Below are 16,985 nucleotides of genomic sequence, written 5' to 3' on the forward strand. Positions count from 1 at the left end.
AACTAATTGCCGATACTACGAGGGTTGGTATCGCAGTGTGCGAGGAGCGAGTGTGGGCTGCGTCATACCCTGTCGCGCGGTGTGGTCGCCGACTGACCGAATTTCGGGCGGATATGGCGTAGCCTGCTGTGTCAACTGGTTTTGGTGCTCGAAGGCAGTGCTCGTCACGACGGCAGGTTGCGCAACGCGCTGAGGACAGAGCCCTCGGCTTCGTTGGTGCGGAGAATGCCAGTCCGCCTGTGGTCTGGGCCGCCGGTCCGCTCTTGGGGTTCCGGACTCGTCGAAAATCCAACTATCTGTGCCATGCATGTCATGAGGTAGCCGATATGCGTGTGGCGGAAGTTGTTGCTATCCCCGAAGAATTTGTTTTCATCGAAGCATTTCGAGAACGTCTTGACCTCCAACACGAGTGCCGCCGAATGGGCGAGTACCTCATCGGCGATCTCTGCTTCCTGCACCCTATGAGTTTGTCAGCAAGCGCAACCGGTTTTCGCCCGGAGGCCACGGCACCGCGCGATACCAGCGCGACGAGGGCGAGCGGGAATTATCGCGGATGATCTGCCACTGCCGCAATGTTGGTTACAGCAAGCAAACGAGCCTACTTCGTATGGTCGATGGCCTGTTCGAGCCAGTCCAGCAGCGCGGTGGTGGCGGTGGTGTAGCCGTTGGCGTGGACCCCGGTGGCGGTGAAGCGGGCGGTGTCGCTGCCCTGGCGGGCCAGGTCGCCCAGCGCGGTGTTGGTAGCGGTGCTGGTGGTGGCGGTGCAGGTCTGGGCGAGCGAGCCGAACTGGGTGCCGGTGAACGCGGAGGCGGTGGTCGCGAGGAGGTCGGTGGCGACGGGGACGACTCCTGACAGCGTGAGCAGGGCGGCGAGGGGGTCACCGGCGGCGAGTATTTCGACGGCGGTCCAGGCGACTTCCTGGGCTCGGCCGATGTCGGTGGCGATCCGTGGAATGTCGAGACCCGCCAGGAGCCCGACGCTCTGAGCGGCCACCCCGACCCAGCCCGAGGTGTCCAGCGGCGCGGCCAACGTCAGTGCGCGGGCCACGAGATGCAGGTCGATTCCGGCGACCATGCGAACGAGGGGGTCGAACTGGTTGTTCAGGTCCCCGGCGACCCGGTGCAAGCCGGGGATGTCGCCGGTGGCGACGAGCGCGGGCAGCTGGGCGAGGGTCATTGACGATGGCGGGCACTTCGCGGCGAACCCGGACAGCCCACCCAGCACGGTGACCACCTGCGCGAGCACCTGGGAGGGGTCCAGTCCTGCGGTCGTGGCCGGTGCTGTACCGCCCGTGCCCGTGCTGGGCACCGCCGCCCACGTCGAGCCTGGGACCGGGGCGGAGGTGGCCGTCGTGGTGGTCCCGGTCACGAGGTGAACAAGCAGCGCAAGCAGGAGTCGCTCATCGACGTGGACGACGTCGCCCTCGGCCACGACACCCGGCTGGCATGGAACGCGAAAACTGACTAGGTCTATTCCGATCAGCCCGTGCACGACGTGATCATCACGAAAGACACCTTCGAGCAGGTGCAGGCTCGATTCGCGTCGCGAAGCCCACGATCACCCCGTGCGGTAGTCCGTCGCACCCACCCGTATGCGTTCAAGGGCCTCGTGACACACGACGCCTGCGGACGAAAGATGCAGGGCAACTGGTTCCACGGCGCGGCCTTCTACCGGTGCCGCTATCCACAGGAATACGCCATCGCCAACAGTCTCGAACACCCCACCAACGTCTTCTTGAAAGAAGACATGCTCATCGACCCCATCGACAACTGGCTCGCAGAGGTTTTCGAACCCGAAAGGGTCGAATACACACTGACTCGGTTGGAGGCTGCTCAACCCGATGCGACGGCGACATCGGACCCACTACGCCGATCGATCGCCGAATGCGACCGCAAACTCGCCAGACATCGCTCCGCTCTAGAGGCCGGTGCAGACCCCGCGATGGTCGCCGCGTGGAGCAGCGACATACACCGCGAACGGGTGGTCCTGGCTGCTCAACTTACAGCCGCGACGAATCACGCCGTCCATGCTCAACGAATGAGCCGCGACGAAATCCGTCAACTGGTGGAGGCACTCGGTGGAATCCTGGCGATCCTGCGGGCTGCCGACCCCGGCGACAAGCTGGAGGTATACCGCGAATTAGGGCTGAAACCAACCTACAACCACGGCGACCACACAGTTACGGCCGAGACGAACCCACGGCCAGGTGTTGGCGTACTGTCTGTGTCCGGAGGGGGAACTGACCCATATCCCCAACCTGGTGTATGTCGCTGACCTGCAACTTCCTTGACGCTGATAGAGCTGCCGGGGCGCGACCGGATTGGCCGCCCCGGTGTGAGCAGATCGCGTTCTGAAGCTTAGTTTCCTTCCAACACGGCCTCGGCTTCCTTTTGGAGGTCGTTGAAGGATTCCTTGCCGATGTCGACGGTGACGTTCTGGATGGTTCCTCCGGTGAAGGTGGCGGGCTCTGGTATTGCGGGGAGATGGTGTCGCCACTGTCGTAGCCGATACTGAGTCCCTCGCCGGCGAGGCCGAACCTGGCGGGTTGGGCGCGCATCGGGCCCTTGCTGACGGGTTGGCCGTCGACGTACAGCGTTGTGGTACCTACGGATTCGCCGTGTTGCCCAGAGGTTTCGCGGCTGAATTCCATGCCGAGAGTGTGTTTGCCCAGGGGGGAGCAGTGCCGAGGCGACGAAGTCCTGCTCAGGTTGGATGCCGAGGAAGTTGTAGACGTAGTGCAGCCTACGGTCCTTGACGAACAGGGTATGTCCGCCGAAGCGGGAGCCGTGGGCGAAGATGACGCCTCGAGCTTCGGGGGTGAGGTCGACATTGGCGACGATCTTGTAGGTCCAGTACTTGTGGCGCCAGTCCGGGAATTCCGCGCGCCAGCCCTGCGGTACCGCAGGGCTCGATCTTGGGCGTGGGTCCGGCAACCGGTGTACTGCGCTCAGGTACTGCTCACGGGTGACGGTCTCGATAGCAGTGATCACGGAACTGGGTCGGCTTCATCGGGCGCGGGGCGGATATGGCTGCGCCAGAAGCGGAACGGCGCAAGCGTTTTGCGAGGGCAAGGCAACAAGAAGTGCCTGCCTGACGGACACGCGGCGATATCGCAATGGCGCCGCAGCGCGGCAGTCAGCTATGTCGGCGGCAGCCATGCGTCACGGCCTCAAAATCTGTCAAGCGGGATCGTGACGTCACATTTTGCTGATATGACACTCGGCCGACTCTGACCGCCGTGGAGATTAGGGCTGATCGGAGTCTGCGAGCATACCCAGGAAAGCGCGCATATCCCCGGCTTCCGGGACGCCGAGATTCGCATACAGGCTCATCCCGATACCGGCGTATTCGCGCGCTCGATCGACGTCGCCGAGATCTCGGTACGCGCGAGCCAGCCCGTCGTTGGCGTGTGCTCGCTCGGGTAGGTTCAATGCCTCGTCTGCTAACGCCAGTGCGGTGCTGCGCTTTCGGCGGCTGAGTCAGGTCGAGCACCGAAAAATCCGCAGAGTAGCCGAGTCGGTCTCCGAGCAAGGGCCGCTGCACGGTCATCGTCATGGCGCGGTGCGTTCGGTCGGCCTCGAATCGATACAGCCACCTGCAGGTCGCCTGCCCCGCTCCGACCTGTTCGATCAGCGCGGTATGCGGCTATGGGCGGACGTTCGCGGACCAGGCGGTGGTTCGGCGGCGGTTCGAGGGCCTGGGCGCTCGGGTCCGAGACATAGTGATCAGCCAACGGCAATCTGGGTGACGCTTCGCGCTGCTGGGGGCTACCCGTGGGGTTGGTATCTGCCGTCGGCGGCCGCGGTGAGTCGGCGGGCCAGGGCGCGTACGGCGTCTTTGAGGGTGTCGGGGTGTTCGATGACGAACGGGCGGTTCAGGCCGGCGAGGACTGGGGGAATCCAGTCGAGTTGTTCGGCCCGGATTCGGACCCGGACCCACGGGCGGGTGTCGGCCGGCGGTGAGTCGATCTCGTGCATGGTCGCGATCGTCGCGGGGAGCAGCGGGCGGACCTGTGTGAGCGTGCCCTGCACTCGGATCGATACCTCGTGCCGGTAGGGCGCGGTGGCAAGTGCAGACAGCAGGTGGGCGGCCGGCTCGAATCCGGGGGGCGGAGTGTACGTTCCGGGCTGTGTGGTCACCGCGGTGATGCGGTCCACCCGGAACTGGCGTAGTTCGTCACTGTTGCTGTCCTGCCCTGTCAGGTACCACCGGCCGGAGTGGTCGACGAGCCCGTAGGGGTGCACGGTCCGCTCGCTGGGCCGCCCGTGTCGGGCGGTGTAGTCGATCGCGACCGGTCGGTGCTCGCGGGTGGCCTCGGCGAGCCGGAGCAGGACGGCGGTCTCGACAGCGACTTCCGGGCGAGCGTCCGCGGTGAATTCGACGGTGTTGATCAGTGCGTCCAGCCGGGCCGTCAGGTGGGCGGGCAGGACGCGGCGGAGTTTGGCCGTCGCGCTGTGGGCTGCGCGGGGGGAAACTGTCGATCGGTCGGCGCCGCGGTTGGTGAGGAGTCCGAGTAACACCGCCACCGCCTCGTCGTCGGTCAGCATCAGCGGCGGCATTCGGTACCCGGGGGCGAGCCGGTAGCCCCCGTAGCGGCCCCGAACCGATCGGACGGGGATATCCAGGTCGGTGAGATGGGTGACGTATCGCCTGACGGTGCGTTCATCGACGCCGAGCCGTCCGGCGAGTTCACCGACGGTATGGGTGCCGCCGGTCTGCAACAGCTCGAGCAGGGCCAGCACTCGGGCGGTGGGGCGCGTCATCGGGAAATTCTCGCATCTATACCGGGCGGAAACTGTCCGGTATTGACTTTACCGTGGCATGCGGCGGCGGAACTTCCGCCTCGTCCGACAGCAGGAGCACGCAATGAATCTGGTCTCGATCCGCCTGATCACCGATGACATCCAGCGGTTGGTCAGCTTCTATCAGCAGGTGACTGGTGTCGAAGCAACCTGGGCTACACCAGATTTCGCCGAAATCGTCACACCGGCCGGCACCCTCGCGATCGGAAGCACCCGCACCGTGGCGCTGTTGGCGGCAGGCAGCGCGCGCCCAGCCGACAACCACACCGCGATCATCGAATTCCTGGTCCCCGACGTCGATGCCGATTACCGGCGGTTGCGGGATTCGGTCGACGATTTCGTCAACGAGCCCACGACGATGCCGTGGGGGAACCGGTCGTTGCTGTTCCGCGATCCCGACGGCAACCTGATCAACCTCTTCACCCCGGCCACCGCGCAAGCCGTCGCAAAATTCGCCGTTCGACATCCGCTCGATACGGCCGGGTAGACCGGGCGCATTGCTGCGCCCGGTCCCCCTCAGAACTGTACGTGCCAGTCATCCCGGCATACGGCTCAAGCAAGCCCGGAGGCGTTGTGAGGCATGCTGATTCACCGGATCTCCTGCCTCCGTGGCGCGTGCGCGGTGGCGGCAGAAGGTGTGGATGAGACGGCGATCGTCCGAGTCGTCGGGTCGCGTGGTGGTGATGTGCTGTTTGCGGATCGCCACCAGCGTGACGCGCACCCATTGTTCCCATTCGTGTGGGCTTTGCGGGTGTTGATCGGCAATATGTCGAGCCGACCGTTGCACACGCCGAATTCTCCCACAACGCGACTAAGGAATACGAAACCACGATTGCCCCCTATCCGCACAGATGCCCAACCAAACTACCCCCGCCCCTACCGGAAACCTATCATGATCCGATTCCGACACAACGATGATGTTCCATGATGTCGCACTTACTTGCCGATTATCGGAACAGTGTTGAATACCCTTCGGTAATCACCACGATCGGCTGCGCACTCGAACAGTGACGACGTGCCCGCCGCAGGCAGGTGCCAAATACCTCCGAAGGATCAATTGAAGAGAAGGGGTGTCATGGACACGCCACAACCTCGTGCAACCCGGCAGCTGTATAGGCGCACGGATCGGCAGAAGCGATTGAGCAGAGGGATTGATCGCGCAACCACTGATCGATGCTGGGCGGCGGTCAGGTACCCGTCGGAGAGTGTTTTTGCGGCGGACCTCAGGACGTCGGTGAGGAGTCGGCGGTTATGAATCCTGCGAGCTTAGAGGATTTGGCAGCCGAAGCGTTGCGAAGGGGCATCGACAATCTGGAGAGGCGTCAGGAACCAGATGGCAGCTGGCGCGGTCACTATGGTGGTCCGGCATTCCTGCTGCCGATGTACGTGGTGTTGTGCCAGGTTTCCGGGTACCGCCTGCCTATCGATAGAGTTGCACGTATCCGCAGGCATCTAATGTCCACCGTAAACTCCGATAGCAGCATAGGATTGTATGAGGGCGGAGCTGGAACGGTTTTCACCTCTGTCCTTGGGTACGTTGCACTGCGCATCCTGGGTGAAGACGTGCAGGAACCCACAGTCGTGCGACTGCGCGAGTGGATCCATGAGAACGGCACTCCACTACGCTCGGCGTCCTGGGGAAAATTCTCGCTGTGTTTGCTGGGCCTGTACGACTACGAGGGAATTCATCCTCTCCCACCCGAGGTCTGGCTCCTGCCGTACTCGTCACCCCTCCACCCCCGCCGGACGTTTTGCCAAGCACGGCAGGTGGCCCTACCCATGTCCTGGCTGTATGGGATGCGCAAGCATGGGCCGCTCGACAAGACAATTCAGGAACTGCGGGAAGAGCTGTACCCCCAAGGCTACGATCAGATCGACTGGAGCAAGCATCGGTCTAGTATCGCAGCAACGGACAACTATCGGCCGGTGACCCGTATCTTCCGTGCAACCGCCGCGGTCCAGCAACTGTTCGAGAAGTGCGTGCCGAGCTTTCTGAGAAAGAAGGCGCTGGACGTGATCGTGGAGCACATTCAGTATGAGGACCGCGTGACGTCGGGCTTAGGCCTCGGCCCGGTCGACGCCATACTGAACACTTTGGTACATCACTTTCGAGATCCGGGTGGCCAAGAATTTGCGACGGGAATGGTGATGCTGAACGAATATCTCTGGGAGACCGAAGACACTACCAGCATGCAAGGCTACAGCTCGGCGCAACTGTGGGACACTGCATTCTCGCTGCAGGCGCTCAACGCTGCTAGGTCCGTCGATGCCTCGTATTCCAACAGCCGGATGATCGCATCGGCGTTTCGGTTCGTCGACGAGAATCAGATCCTTGAAGACCCGCCCTACCACCGCAAGTACTACAGAGAGCTCTCCCTAGGCAGCTGGCCGTTCTCGGTCGGCCGACAAGGCTGGCCGGTGGCCGACTGCACAGCTGAGGGTTTCAAAGCCGCACTGATTGGTGAGGATCTCGGTCTCGAACCGAGTATCGGCGAAGAGAGGCTGCTCGCTGCTGTCCGTTTGTTGCTGTCCTGGCAAAACCCCAACGGTGGCTGGGCAAGCTATGAGCCTATCCGGGGGCCGAGATGGCTGGAATGGTTCAATCCGACCCAGGTCTTCGATGACGTCGTTATCGAACGCACATACGTGGAGTGCACGAGCTCGGTTCTCCAAGCCTTCGCCCTCGCCGGGACGCACTTTCCTCATATAGCAGAGTCCCTGGAACGACCGATCACCGCCGGTCGACAATATCTGCTCGACTCACAGCGGAACGATGGCAGCTTCGAAGGTTGTTGGGGGGTCTGCTTCACCTACGGCACCTGGTTCGGCGTCTGGGGTCTCCTCGCGGCAGGAGTGCCGGTTGGACACCAAAGCATCGAACGGGCTTGCGCATTTCTGTTGTCTATCCAGCAGGACGACAATGGTTGGGGGGAGGCTCCGGAGAGCAGCATCAGCAGGCGGTATGTGCCGTCGCAGGGAAGCCAGGTGGTGATGACCGCCTGGGCGTTGCTGGCTCTGATACGGGCTGGTTACTCCGCCCACCCAGGGGTTAGGAATGGCATCCGCTTTCTGATCGAGCGCCAGCACGGCGACGGTCATTTTGTGCGCGAGGGCTACAACGGAGTCTTCGGTCGGACCACGATGCTTAACTACGATAACTTTCGGCACTATTTCCCATTGTGGGCATTCGCGGAGTGGTTGCGCGTCAATAATTGATCAAACGGAAGTGATATTTCTTCCACATATAGTGAGCCTTTTTCATCCTGACTGAAGGAGGCTGTGCCTCAGTGTGATTGGTATGGCGTGTCAGTGTGAGGATGGGCGAAGCCCCTGGTAGATCAGCTGTCGACCAAAACTGCTGAGTACCCGAGGCTTCACGTGTTGTTCTACTGTTCCGCGCTGCCATTGTCACGTCGGACTTTTCACTTCGTCGCCGGGCTGATCCGTCGGCACCGCCGCGCGATCGGCTCGGCCTGGCGCAAGCTCGACCCGGGCCGGCAAGCCCTGCTCGTGCTGGGCCACCTGCGTAAAGCCGAGACCTACGCCGATCTCGGGGCCGGGTTCGACATCTCGACGACCACCGCATGGCGTTACGTCGGCGAGACCGTGGAATTGCTGGCTGCCCGTGCCCCGAAGTTGCGGTCGGCGCTGAAGCAGGCGAAAACAGACGGGCACGCCTACCTGATCCTGGACGGCACGCTGATCCCGATCGAGCGGGTGGCCGCCGACCGGCCCTACTACTCGGGAAGACACCGCCACAGGGATGAACGTGCAGGTCATCGCCACACCCGACGGGGATGTCGTGTGCGTGTCGGGTGCATTGCCCGGCAGCGTGCACGATACGAAGGCCGCCTGGATCTGGCAGATCGTGGCCGAGCTCGAGCGCAGCGGATGGATCGTGCTGGTGGACAAGGGCTATCACGGTATCGACGGCCTGCTCGCTCCGTACAAGGGGCGCGGCAAACCGGAGTCGCAGAAGCAAGCCAATCGAGCCCACGCACGGCTGCGCGCCCCCGGTGAACGCCAACGCTCAGCTCAAGAGCTGCTGAGTTCTACGGAAGCTACGCTGCTTGCCCGCACAAGGCCGGACAGCCCGCCAAAGCGATTCACACCTTCCAAATCCGCGAACTCGAAGCCAACCGAGGATGAAAAAGGCTCACTAATGCGTTGGCGGAGAACACAATTGGGGCTATACAAGACAGAAGCGATCCGCGACGACTCGCCGTTCCGGACCGGTCCGCTGCAGGGTTTGGCCGATGTCGAGCAGCTCACCAGCAAATGGGCGGCCTGGTACAACAGCTCCCGGCTGATGCACCGCCGCGGCCGCCGTCCACCGGTCGAGCACGAAGCCGACTACTATGCACAAGTCGCCATCGAACCCGTTGGCTGACAGATGACCCGGATCGGCGCATCACGCAAATGCTGATCAAGGGCTCGGTGAACTGGGCCGCAGAACGGTGGACATCACGCCGGGGCTCGCTGGGGGACCGTCAGCCGCACAGCACCGTCGTTGATACGCAACGGAATCGCGACGGCCGATAAGTTCAAGGAATACGCGACACCTCCGCGGCGCCAACAGACGTCGAGGAAAGTGGTCGCCAGGACCGAAACCGAACCGGCCTGAAGCGACGTTTCAGCTCAGGATCCGCAATATCTCCGCACGATGATTCGCGGAATGACCTGTTGTTGCGCGTGCGCCGACGAAGGCCCGCCCGGGATAACAGGTATGCCCCCGGGTCATTCCACCCTCGTGGGAGTACTCCGGACGAACGATGCTGAAACGAAATTTACCAGCACCGTTCCGCGGAGGCTTTCATGTTCCCACCGAATGCCCAATACCCAGACGGTGTCAGCGACGACAGCGCCCGTTGTGTCGAAGACACGTTGACGATCCGTCGTTGCGTGGCCTGCGATAGGCTCTTCGGGCCTCTGACCTGCGCGTGTTCCGCCTGCGCGTCCGAGGATCTCGAGTCGATGCCCTCGTCCGGTGTTGGTTCGATCGTGTCGTGGCGGGCGGTGCGTCGCATGAGTTTTCCGCACGGCGAGTTGACGCCGTTGACGATCGCCATCGTCGAACTCGACGAGGGCCCATGGGTCTGCGCCTCCATCGAAGTTGAAGTCCCGCTGATCTCCACCGGGCCGGTGCGTGTGCACTTCCAGCCGAGTCCCCGCCAGAACAGGTTTCCGGTCTTCAAAGTCGGCGCCGATCCACGGCAGCCACCGTTGTGGCGTGTGCCCCGCGAGATCGTTGCAACTGGGAACCACCGGCAGGAGGCGGCTGCGACCTAGGTGGCAAGCCGTGTGCTTCGATGACTGCTTTATTACCTCTTGCCTACGGATACGTGCGCGACGATCTGCTGAGTGACCGCGACCCGAAGTCCGCCGACAACATACTGCGGGCTGCCGCCAGATCACTCGGGTATGCGCTAGGCACCGTATTCCATGAGCCGGCACCACAGAACGCGACACTGCCCCCAGCGTTCGTCGATCTCGTCCACGAATGCCGGCGAGCCGAGGCCCACACCGTGCTGACGCTCCCCGGACACCTGTCTGGCATGTCCATGTGCCGCATGGTCCTCCTCGCGATCCTCGAGGCACGAGCCGAAGCCGCAGTACAAGAAGTCCGCCCCTGACCGGTCATCCTGGCCTGGTCTGATGGACTCGAATTCCTGGTATCGCCTCAGTTCGACGTTCCTCGCCACCGCAAGTCCAGCAGCGCTGTTCAAGACCGTGAAATACGGACCGGAATTCCCCGAACGCTTCGGATCACTCACCGAGGCAGGGCAATTCATGGACTACTTCGCCCAGTGGTACACCCGCGAACATCGCCACACCGGCATCGGCTTGCACACCCCCGCCGATGTCCACTACGGACTGGCCGCCGACAAAGCCGCCGATCGGCGATCAGTACTCGCCCAAGCTCGAGCGCGGCACCCTACCGCTTCGCCACCACCACACTGCCGAAGATCCTCGCGCTGCCCGGCACCGTCTAGATCAACCGGCCAGCCGAGGGCACCACCCAGGAAACCGATACCGCAGCCGCATAGCACACCCATCGGTTTCATTCAGCTTGAATCATTCCGAAGGACTACGCGACTCATTTGACGATTACCCCGAGAATGCTCCGGGTTGCAACGCACGGGAACCCGGAGCAACAGGCGAGCGCAACGGGTCTCCGGGGCGCTGCGCGCTCGCCTGCACCAGCTATCTCGACGCCCACCGCGCTGCGTGCGGATTGAGTGGTGCCACAAAGGAAATCGAGCACAGGGGAAACTGGTGATATACAAGCTTATTCGCGTCCTCGTCGTCCTGTTCACCTCGCTCGGGATGGCTAGCGTTCGCGCCCGCCGACATGGCCGCACCCTACGAAGAGTGGTGCGACAGCCGATCAACACGAGAGTTTCCGATTGTCTGTAGATGCTCGGGTTCCACCGCCGCCCGGCATCGGGGCCGCCGACAGGGGAGATCGCTTGAAACGCAACGTCTTGTGTGGATCACCGGTCCGGGCTGGGTGCGGCGATAAACGGCGTCATCACCACCGTCGCCGGTGGAGGCCCGGGTGCGGGCGGTTGGAGGGCTGGTGGCCTAGCCCGACGGGATCACGCGCCTATGCTTCGGCGGGACTGCCCCGAGTTCGGTTGGCTCAACCAAACCGGGGGAGGGCCTGGCTGTGTTCAACCTTTGCTGGGGTGTCGAGTACGCGGAGTACCCACTGGTCTTTACCTCTGGTTTTAGCGTCGTAGAGCGCGCGGTCGGCAGCGGCCAGCAGGGCCGCGGCCGGGGTGTCGGCCAGGGTTGTCACGGCCCCGATGCTGGCCGACATCCGCAGTTCGTACTCACCGATGACGATCGGGGTGGCCAGTGTGGACAGCAGCCGGTCGGCAACGGCGGTGACGCGGAGGTCGTCAGCCGGAGGCGCGACGAGAACAACGAATTCATCGCCCCCGATGCGGGCGATCATGCCCTTCCCGACGGGCAGGCTGTCGTGCAGGCGGGTAGCCACAGCGGCGAGGAGTTGGTCACCGATTCCGTGACCGTAGCGGTCGTTGATCTGTTTGAATCCGTCGAGATCGACGAAACACAGTCCTACTCGGCCGCGATCGGCGACCGTAGCGGTGAGCGTTTCGATCCGTTCGAGAAGGTGGCGCCGGTTGGGCAGGCCGGTGAGCATATCGTGGCGCGCTTGCCGGTGCAGTTCGGCTTGCAGCCGGTGCTGCTCGGTCACATCCGCCCCGACTGCGAGGAGATAGTCGGCCTGCCTATTGGATCCTAAGCACGTAGGTGATGGCGAACGATGCCTATCCGGTGCTGCCGTCGGTGCGGATGAATCGCTGCTCCAGTTTTACGGTGCCTTCATGTGCCGCAATCAGGGTGCCGAAAATCAGCGTCCGGATCTCGTCGCGGTCGTCGGGGTGGGCGAACCGAAAGACCGAGGTCCCGTGCAATGCTTCGACCGGGACACCGATCATTCCGGCCAGGCCTGGGTTGGCATCGAGGAGAGTGCCCGCGATGTCCGCAATAGCGACATATCCGCGGCGCAGTCACCACCGATGGCCACCGACACGGCCAGATCCAGCACGATCTTGCCCGGATCGTGCGCGGCCAACCGCTTGCGCAATGGTGCCAGCGCGCCCCGACAACGCCCGATCCAGCCCGACCTGCTCCGCCGTGCGCAGCAGCACTACCGCTCCGGCCTGCGACACGACCCCCGACCCGTCACCGCCAACTTTCAGCGACGGGTACCACGACATAGATTCACTCACCAGGTACTCCACCACCGCGAAATTCAACCCTAGAAAAGTCGAATTATCGCAGGTAGGAGCACCTTTCACTCACCTCCGGCAAGCGGTGCCGAGATCACCGCGAATGGCCGAGGCTAGGAGTAGGTCTGCCGGTGGCTGCGGTTCGTTTCGATGATCTCGTCGAGGGTGTCGCGGGTTCGGAGCAGCTCAGCGATGTGCTGTTGGAGCTGTTCGCGTTCTTTGAGCAGGCGCGCCCATGTCTCGTCCGTCTGTGCGGCGCTGGGTGAATCGACGCACGGCAGCAGTTCCGCGATGGTGCTGCTCGACAGCCCCGCGGCATAGAGCCGCTGGAGCAGGCGAACTCGTTCGACCGCGCCGTCGTCATAGGTTCGGTGACCGCCTCCGCTGCGCGCGCTGGTCAACAGTCCGTGCTCCTCGTAGTAGCGCAACGAGCGGACGCTCACCCCCGCCTGCTCGGCCAGTTCGCCGATCCGCACTGTGACCTCCCTCATAAAACTGACACCTGACGTCAATGGTAGGTTCTACCGTCGAGGTATGACAACGACATTGTTCGATGCTTACGACCTGGCCGGACTTCGGCTCCCGAACCGGATCGCGATGGCGCCGATGAGCCGGGTCCGCTCCGACGTCGAAGGGTTGGCGACGCCGTCGATGGCCGCCTACTACGCCCAACGTGCCACCGCGGGCCTGCTCATCTCCGAGGGCATTCAGCCGAGTCTGCTCGGCCAGTCCAACCCACTGACGCCGGGGCTCTACACCGATGCCCAGGTCGCTTCGTGGAAGCAGGTCACCGCGGCGGTCCATGCCAACGGCGGACGGCTCTTCGGACAGATCATGCACGGCGGCCGGATCAGCCATCCCGACACCACGGGCCTGCAACCGGTCGGTCCGTCGGCGGTGGCGGCGCGCGGGGCGCTGGTCTTCACCCCGACCGGCCCGCAGCCCGCCCCCGTCCCCCGCGCCCTGACCACCGGGGAGATCGGCAGCGAGGCACTGTCCTATGCGGCTGCGGCCCGCCGCGCGATCGAGGCGGGATTCGACGGTGTCGAGCTGCACGGCGCCAACGGCTATCTGATCGGGCAGTTCCTGTCCAGCAGTGCCAACCAGCGCACCGATAGGTACGGCGGCTCGATCGCGGGCCGGATCCGCTTCGCGGTCGAGGCGGTCGCGGCCACGGTGGACGCCATCGGCGCCGCCAAGGTCGGCATCCGGCTGAGCCCGGGGGCGGGCATCTGGGACGCGATCGACGAGGATGTGCCCGAGCTGTACGGGGCGCTCCTGGCCGAGCTCGCCACTCACGACTTGGCATATGTCCACCTAGAGGCGACGGCCGACGAGGAGACCCTCGTTGGTCTGCGCCGCGCGTGGTCGGGCCCGCTGATCGTCAACCCCTCGATCCCGGGTGGTGCCGTGCCCACTGATCGCAAGGCCGCCGAGCATTGGCTCGACCTCGGGGCCGACGTGATCAGCTTCGGTCGCGCGTTCATCGCCAATCCGGACCTCGTCGAGCGGCTGCGATTCGACCTGCCGCTCGATGAGGCCGACGAGGCGACCTATTACACCGGTGGTGACACCGGCTACCTCACCTATAGCGCCTACCGGCAGACCTAACCCTAGGGTCAAGACTGCGCAATTTGGGTTCCTGCCCGGTTGTCAACTGGGCAGGATATGGACGCTGATCTCGGTTTTGTTGATGTTGCGGTCGATATGGCCCCTTTGCGCGGTGTTTGGAGATGGCGCGTTTGACCACGCAGGGGCCGGTTCGCTGGCGTCGGGCCGGTAGGTGGTTATCCACACGGCGCGGCCGATCGTGCCGATGAGGTCGATCGTGGTGTCGGCGATGATTCCGGCGGCATGGATCAGCTGGTCACGGGCGGTATGGGCGGAGACGTTCACCGAGCGCCTGTCGCGCCGAGCAGACCGCCCTCCAGGGGCTGGGTTCGCTGCCGGGCTCGGCTTCTCCGAGGGTATAGAGCCCGGCGACATCGCGCATCGTTTGCCCGTTTCAGCTGGTTAACGGAACTGTTGGTGTTCGACGAGGATAGAGCGATGCGGACGCAATACCACGCGGATTTCGACCGTCTCGTCACGCTGCTCGTGGCGATGAGCGTGCATGACCTCATTGCGGTCGCGGCGGCGGCGAATGCTGTGCTCGATGCCGATCTGCGAGAGGCGGAGCACACGCTCCACGTGTGCGCAGAGATCGAGAGCGTGCGCGACCGCTGCAAGCACGCCGCTGTCGGCTCCGTGCTGTGCAAGCTCCCGTCGCCAGCGAGTTGCGTCAGGTCGTGACCGCCCTTTACCTCGTCGGCGATCTCACCCGCATGGGCACCCTCGCCGGCCACATTGCCACCATTATCCGCCAGCGCCACCCGGGCCACGCCGTCCAGACTCGGTCCGCCCCGTTGTCGCGCAGATGGGGTGCGGCCGCGGTCGCCATAGCACCAGCGCGACAGCGGTATTGGAATTCCGCGACCCGGGCGACACGGCGTGCCTCGATCAGCAAGACGACGTGATGGACCAGCTGCATCGCGAGCTGTTCACCGCGGTGTTGGGTCTGGACTGGACCGACGGAGTCACCGCCGCGGTCGATCTTGCCTTGCTCGGCCGCTACTACGAGCGTTCGCCGACCACGCTGTGCAGGTCGGACGGAACCCCAATGAGCACGACGACCGCTCACGGCACCGAGACGACATCGTCGTGTGGAGCTCGTCAGATGATGCGGTCGTCGGCGGCGCGGCGGCGTAGCCGCGGTTGCCGCCGGTGTGGTGGTAGGTAGGCGATGTCGATCGGTCCGGTGTCGGTTCCCGGCGGCACGATCTCGTCGATGCGGTCGAGGAGGTCGTCATCGAGGCGGGTGCGGCCTGCGGCGATGAAATCGTCGAGCTGCTCGAGGGTGCGTGGTCCGATGATCGCCGAGGTGACTGCGGGGTGAGTGATGACGAAGGCGAGGGCGAGGCGGGTCCATGACAGTCCGGCCTGCTCGGCGACCGGGATGAGCATTTCGACGGCGTCGCGTTTGCGTTCGTCGGTCATGTGCTGCGGAACCCAGTGCAGCAGGGCCGCCGACGCTGTCTCTCCGCCCTGTCTGCGGTATCGGCCGGTGAGTAGCCCCATCGCCAGTGGACTCCAGACCAGGGTGCCCAGGCCGTAGCGCTGGCAGACCGGGAAGATTTCGCGTTCGACTCCTCGGTTGAGGATCGAGTAGTGCGGTTGCTCGGTGCGGAATCGGGCCCGCCCGCGGCGTTCGGACACCCACTGGGCTTCCACGATGTCCGAGGCCGGCAAGTTCGAGTGGCCGATGGCACGGACCTTGCCCGCGCGGAGCAGATCGGTCAGGGCGGCGAGGGTTTCCTCGATATCGATGCCGGGGTCGGGGTGGTGGACCTGGTAGAGGTCGATGTGGTCGACCCCGAGGCGGCGCAGGGATGCTTCGACCGCGGCGACCATCCAGCGCCGCGAGCTGCCACGCTGATTGGGGTCGGGCTCCATCGGGCCGTTGAACTTGGTGGCGAGGACGACGTTGTCACGGCGACCGCGCAACGCCTTCCCGACGATCTGTTCGGACTCGCCGTCGCCGCCGTACACGTCGGCGGTGTCGATGATATTAATCCCCTCGTCGAGCGCCTACGATGTGGATGCACTCCTGGTGGTCGGGGTTGCCGAAGCGTCCGAACTTCATGGTGCCCAGGGCATACGGGCTGACCTGGATGCCAGTGCGGCCGAGCGGCCGAGTGTGCATGGTGTCTCCTGCGTGGTTGGCGGCAGCCGCCGGGCCGGGTTCAGGGAGCGCCCGAAACCGTCTGTACTGCTTTGTATCCGGATCTTCGCGAGCGCATCGGTCGCACCCCGGGGCAAGGGCGTCAGGCCTGGGCGTACTCGGCTGCGACGTCGAGGATCCAGGTGATGCCGAAGCGATCGCGCAGCATCCCGAACCCGGGCGCCCACTGCGCCGGGCGGAATTCCTCGATGACGCTCGCCCCGTCCACGAGACGTCCCCATAGCGCGCCGACTTCCTCGACGGTGTCGCCGCGGACGGACAGGAAGAACGGTTCGGTGGTGAGGGTGGCGCCGTTCTCGCGGCGGGTGGTGGGCGCGCCCTGCGCGATCGGGGTGTCCGCACCGGGCACGTCGTAGGCCATGACGCGGAAGCCGTTGTCGGCGATGACCTGTCCGAACACCACCTTGGTGGCGTCGGGCGCTTCGGCGGGCATTCCGAAGTCGCCGTAGGTGGCGATGGTGGTCTGCCCGCCGAACACCGATTGGTAGAACTCCAGGGCCGCGCGAGCCTGACCATGGAAGTTCAAGTGGGTGACAGCGTGTACCGACATGGTGATCGGGTCCCTTCGGAGGTGTTTTCGCCGCCGGAGGGTTCCAGCGACAACGCCACCCTGCCAGCAGTACAGGTCAGGGAACGTC

General features: G+C 64.1%; 17 protein-coding genes and 6 pseudogenes. 11 read left to right on the forward strand and 12 right to left on the reverse strand.

Annotated elements, in window-relative coordinates:
• Positions 1–164 precede the first annotated feature (164 nt).
• Together ACIBI6_RS34080 and ACIBI6_RS34085 are read right to left on the reverse strand one after the other, a co-directional pair.
• Positions 165–458: a hypothetical protein gene (locus ACIBI6_RS34080; RefSeq protein ID WP_396958976.1), complete on the reverse strand. Its 294-nt coding sequence runs from the start codon at positions 456–458 to the stop codon at positions 165–167.
• 140 nt (positions 459–598) lie between these two features.
• Entirely contained in the window at positions 599–1,432 is an 834-nt protein-coding gene (locus ACIBI6_RS34085; RefSeq protein ID WP_396958978.1) for a hypothetical protein, read from the reverse strand.
• A 54-nt stretch (positions 1,433–1,486) separates the two neighbouring features.
• On the opposite strand from ACIBI6_RS34085, the gene ACIBI6_RS34090 reads away from it, so the two are divergent.
• Positions 1,487–2,275 carry a hypothetical protein gene (locus ACIBI6_RS34090; RefSeq protein ID WP_396958980.1) on the forward strand — a complete coding sequence of 263 codons (789 nt, stop codon included), beginning with the start codon at positions 1,487–1,489 and terminating at the stop codon, positions 2,273–2,275.
• A gap of 83 nt (positions 2,276–2,358) precedes the next feature.
• On the opposite strand, the pseudogene ACIBI6_RS34095 reads toward ACIBI6_RS34090, so the two are convergent.
• The 3 genes and pseudogenes from ACIBI6_RS34095 to ACIBI6_RS34105 all read right to left on the reverse strand — a co-directional run.
• Positions 2,359–2,985: pseudogene (locus ACIBI6_RS34095) on the reverse strand (arylsulfatase); the annotation flags it as partial.
• A gap of 261 nt (positions 2,986–3,246) precedes the next feature.
• Entirely contained in the window at positions 3,247–3,432 is a 186-nt protein-coding gene (locus ACIBI6_RS34100) for a hypothetical protein (protein WP_396958982.1), read from the reverse strand.
• Between the two features lie 336 nt (positions 3,433–3,768).
• Positions 3,769–4,764 carry a helix-turn-helix transcriptional regulator gene (locus tag ACIBI6_RS34105; protein ID WP_396958984.1) on the reverse strand — a complete coding sequence of 332 codons (996 nt, stop codon included), beginning with the start codon at positions 4,762–4,764 and terminating at the stop codon, positions 3,769–3,771.
• A gap of 103 nt (positions 4,765–4,867) precedes the next feature.
• Here ACIBI6_RS34105 and ACIBI6_RS34110 point away from each other — a divergent pair, with 103 nt between their 5' ends.
• The 7 genes and pseudogenes from ACIBI6_RS34110 to ACIBI6_RS34140 all read left to right on the forward strand — a co-directional run.
• On the forward strand, positions 4,868–5,290 hold the full coding sequence (locus tag ACIBI6_RS34110) for a VOC family protein (RefSeq protein ID WP_364358965.1): 423 nt from the start codon (positions 4,868–4,870) through the stop codon (positions 5,288–5,290).
• Between the two features lie 764 nt (positions 5,291–6,054).
• Positions 6,055–8,019, forward strand: coding sequence for a terpene cyclase/mutase family protein (locus ACIBI6_RS34115; protein WP_396958986.1), 1,965 nt, complete (start codon positions 6,055–6,057; stop codon positions 8,017–8,019).
• A gap of 162 nt (positions 8,020–8,181) precedes the next feature.
• Positions 8,182–8,952, forward strand: a pseudogene (locus tag ACIBI6_RS34120) (transposase family protein).
• A gap of 12 nt (positions 8,953–8,964) precedes the next feature.
• Positions 8,965–9,193 (forward strand): annotated as a pseudogene (locus ACIBI6_RS34125) (IS3 family transposase); the annotation flags it as partial.
• A 584-nt stretch (positions 9,194–9,777) separates the two neighbouring features.
• A complete protein-coding gene (locus tag ACIBI6_RS34130; RefSeq protein WP_364358971.1) occupies positions 9,778–10,092 on the forward strand; it encodes an OB-fold domain-containing protein in 315 nt (104 codons plus the stop codon).
• A 20-nt stretch (positions 10,093–10,112) separates the two neighbouring features.
• The gene (locus ACIBI6_RS34135) at positions 10,113–10,436 is read left to right on the forward strand and encodes a hypothetical protein (protein WP_396958989.1); all 324 of its coding nucleotides are present in this window, start codon (positions 10,113–10,115) and stop codon (positions 10,434–10,436) included.
• An 82-nt stretch (positions 10,437–10,518) separates the two neighbouring features.
• Positions 10,519–10,796, forward strand: a pseudogene (locus tag ACIBI6_RS34140) (IS3 family transposase); the annotation flags it as partial.
• Between the two features lie 650 nt (positions 10,797–11,446).
• On the opposite strand, the gene ACIBI6_RS34145 reads toward ACIBI6_RS34140, so the two are convergent.
• The 4 genes and pseudogenes from ACIBI6_RS34145 to ACIBI6_RS34160 all read right to left on the reverse strand — a co-directional run bounded on the left by ACIBI6_RS34145 (position 11,447) and on the right by ACIBI6_RS34160 (position 13,057).
• Positions 11,447–12,028 (reverse strand): GGDEF domain-containing protein, encoded by a 582-nt coding sequence (locus ACIBI6_RS34145; protein ID WP_364358728.1) that lies wholly within the window; start codon positions 12,026–12,028, stop codon positions 11,447–11,449.
• Between the two features lie 73 nt (positions 12,029–12,101).
• Positions 12,102–12,272 (reverse strand): hypothetical protein, encoded by a 171-nt coding sequence (locus ACIBI6_RS34150; RefSeq protein ID WP_364358731.1) that lies wholly within the window; start codon positions 12,270–12,272, stop codon positions 12,102–12,104.
• Between the two features lie 14 nt (positions 12,273–12,286).
• Positions 12,287–12,566, reverse strand: a pseudogene (locus tag ACIBI6_RS34155) (transposase); the annotation flags it as partial.
• A 113-nt stretch (positions 12,567–12,679) separates the two neighbouring features.
• Positions 12,680–13,057: a MerR family transcriptional regulator gene (locus ACIBI6_RS34160; protein WP_364358734.1), complete on the reverse strand. Its 378-nt coding sequence runs from the start codon at positions 13,055–13,057 to the stop codon at positions 12,680–12,682.
• Between the two features lie 43 nt (positions 13,058–13,100).
• Here ACIBI6_RS34160 and ACIBI6_RS34165 point away from each other — a divergent pair, with 43 nt between their 5' ends.
• On the forward strand, positions 13,101–14,177 hold the full coding sequence (locus ACIBI6_RS34165; RefSeq protein ID WP_364358737.1) for an alkene reductase: 1,077 nt from the start codon (positions 13,101–13,103) through the stop codon (positions 14,175–14,177).
• 42 nt (positions 14,178–14,219) lie between these two features.
• On the opposite strand, the gene ACIBI6_RS34170 is transcribed toward ACIBI6_RS34165, so the two are convergent.
• Complete coding sequence (locus ACIBI6_RS34170; protein WP_364358740.1) at positions 14,220–14,462, reverse strand: hypothetical protein; 243 nt, start codon at positions 14,460–14,462, stop codon at positions 14,220–14,222.
• 132 nt (positions 14,463–14,594) lie between these two features.
• Between ACIBI6_RS34170 and ACIBI6_RS34175 the strand changes: the two genes are divergently transcribed.
• Together ACIBI6_RS34175 and ACIBI6_RS34180 are read left to right on the forward strand one after the other, a co-directional pair.
• Positions 14,595–14,858, forward strand: coding sequence for a hypothetical protein (locus ACIBI6_RS34175; protein ID WP_364358743.1), 264 nt, complete (start codon positions 14,595–14,597; stop codon positions 14,856–14,858).
• Positions 14,855–15,082, forward strand: a complete 228-nt coding sequence (locus tag ACIBI6_RS34180; protein WP_364358746.1) for a hypothetical protein — start codon at positions 14,855–14,857, stop codon at positions 15,080–15,082. Before ACIBI6_RS34175 ends, ACIBI6_RS34180 begins: the two co-directional genes overlap by 4 nt.
• A 196-nt stretch (positions 15,083–15,278) precedes the next feature.
• Here ACIBI6_RS34180 and ACIBI6_RS34185 read toward each other — a convergent pair.
• Both ACIBI6_RS34185 and ACIBI6_RS34190 read right to left on the reverse strand, forming a co-directional pair.
• Positions 15,279–16,308 (reverse strand): annotated as a pseudogene (locus tag ACIBI6_RS34185) (aldo/keto reductase).
• Positions 16,309–16,429: 121 nt separating this feature from the next.
• Positions 16,430–16,897: a VOC family protein gene (locus ACIBI6_RS34190; protein WP_364358752.1), complete on the reverse strand. Its 468-nt coding sequence runs from the start codon at positions 16,895–16,897 to the stop codon at positions 16,430–16,432.
• Positions 16,898–16,985 lie beyond the last annotated feature (88 nt).

The organism is Nocardia sp. NPDC050412, assembly GCF_044458825.1.
Lineage (GTDB): Bacteria > Actinomycetota > Actinomycetes > Mycobacteriales > Mycobacteriaceae > Nocardia.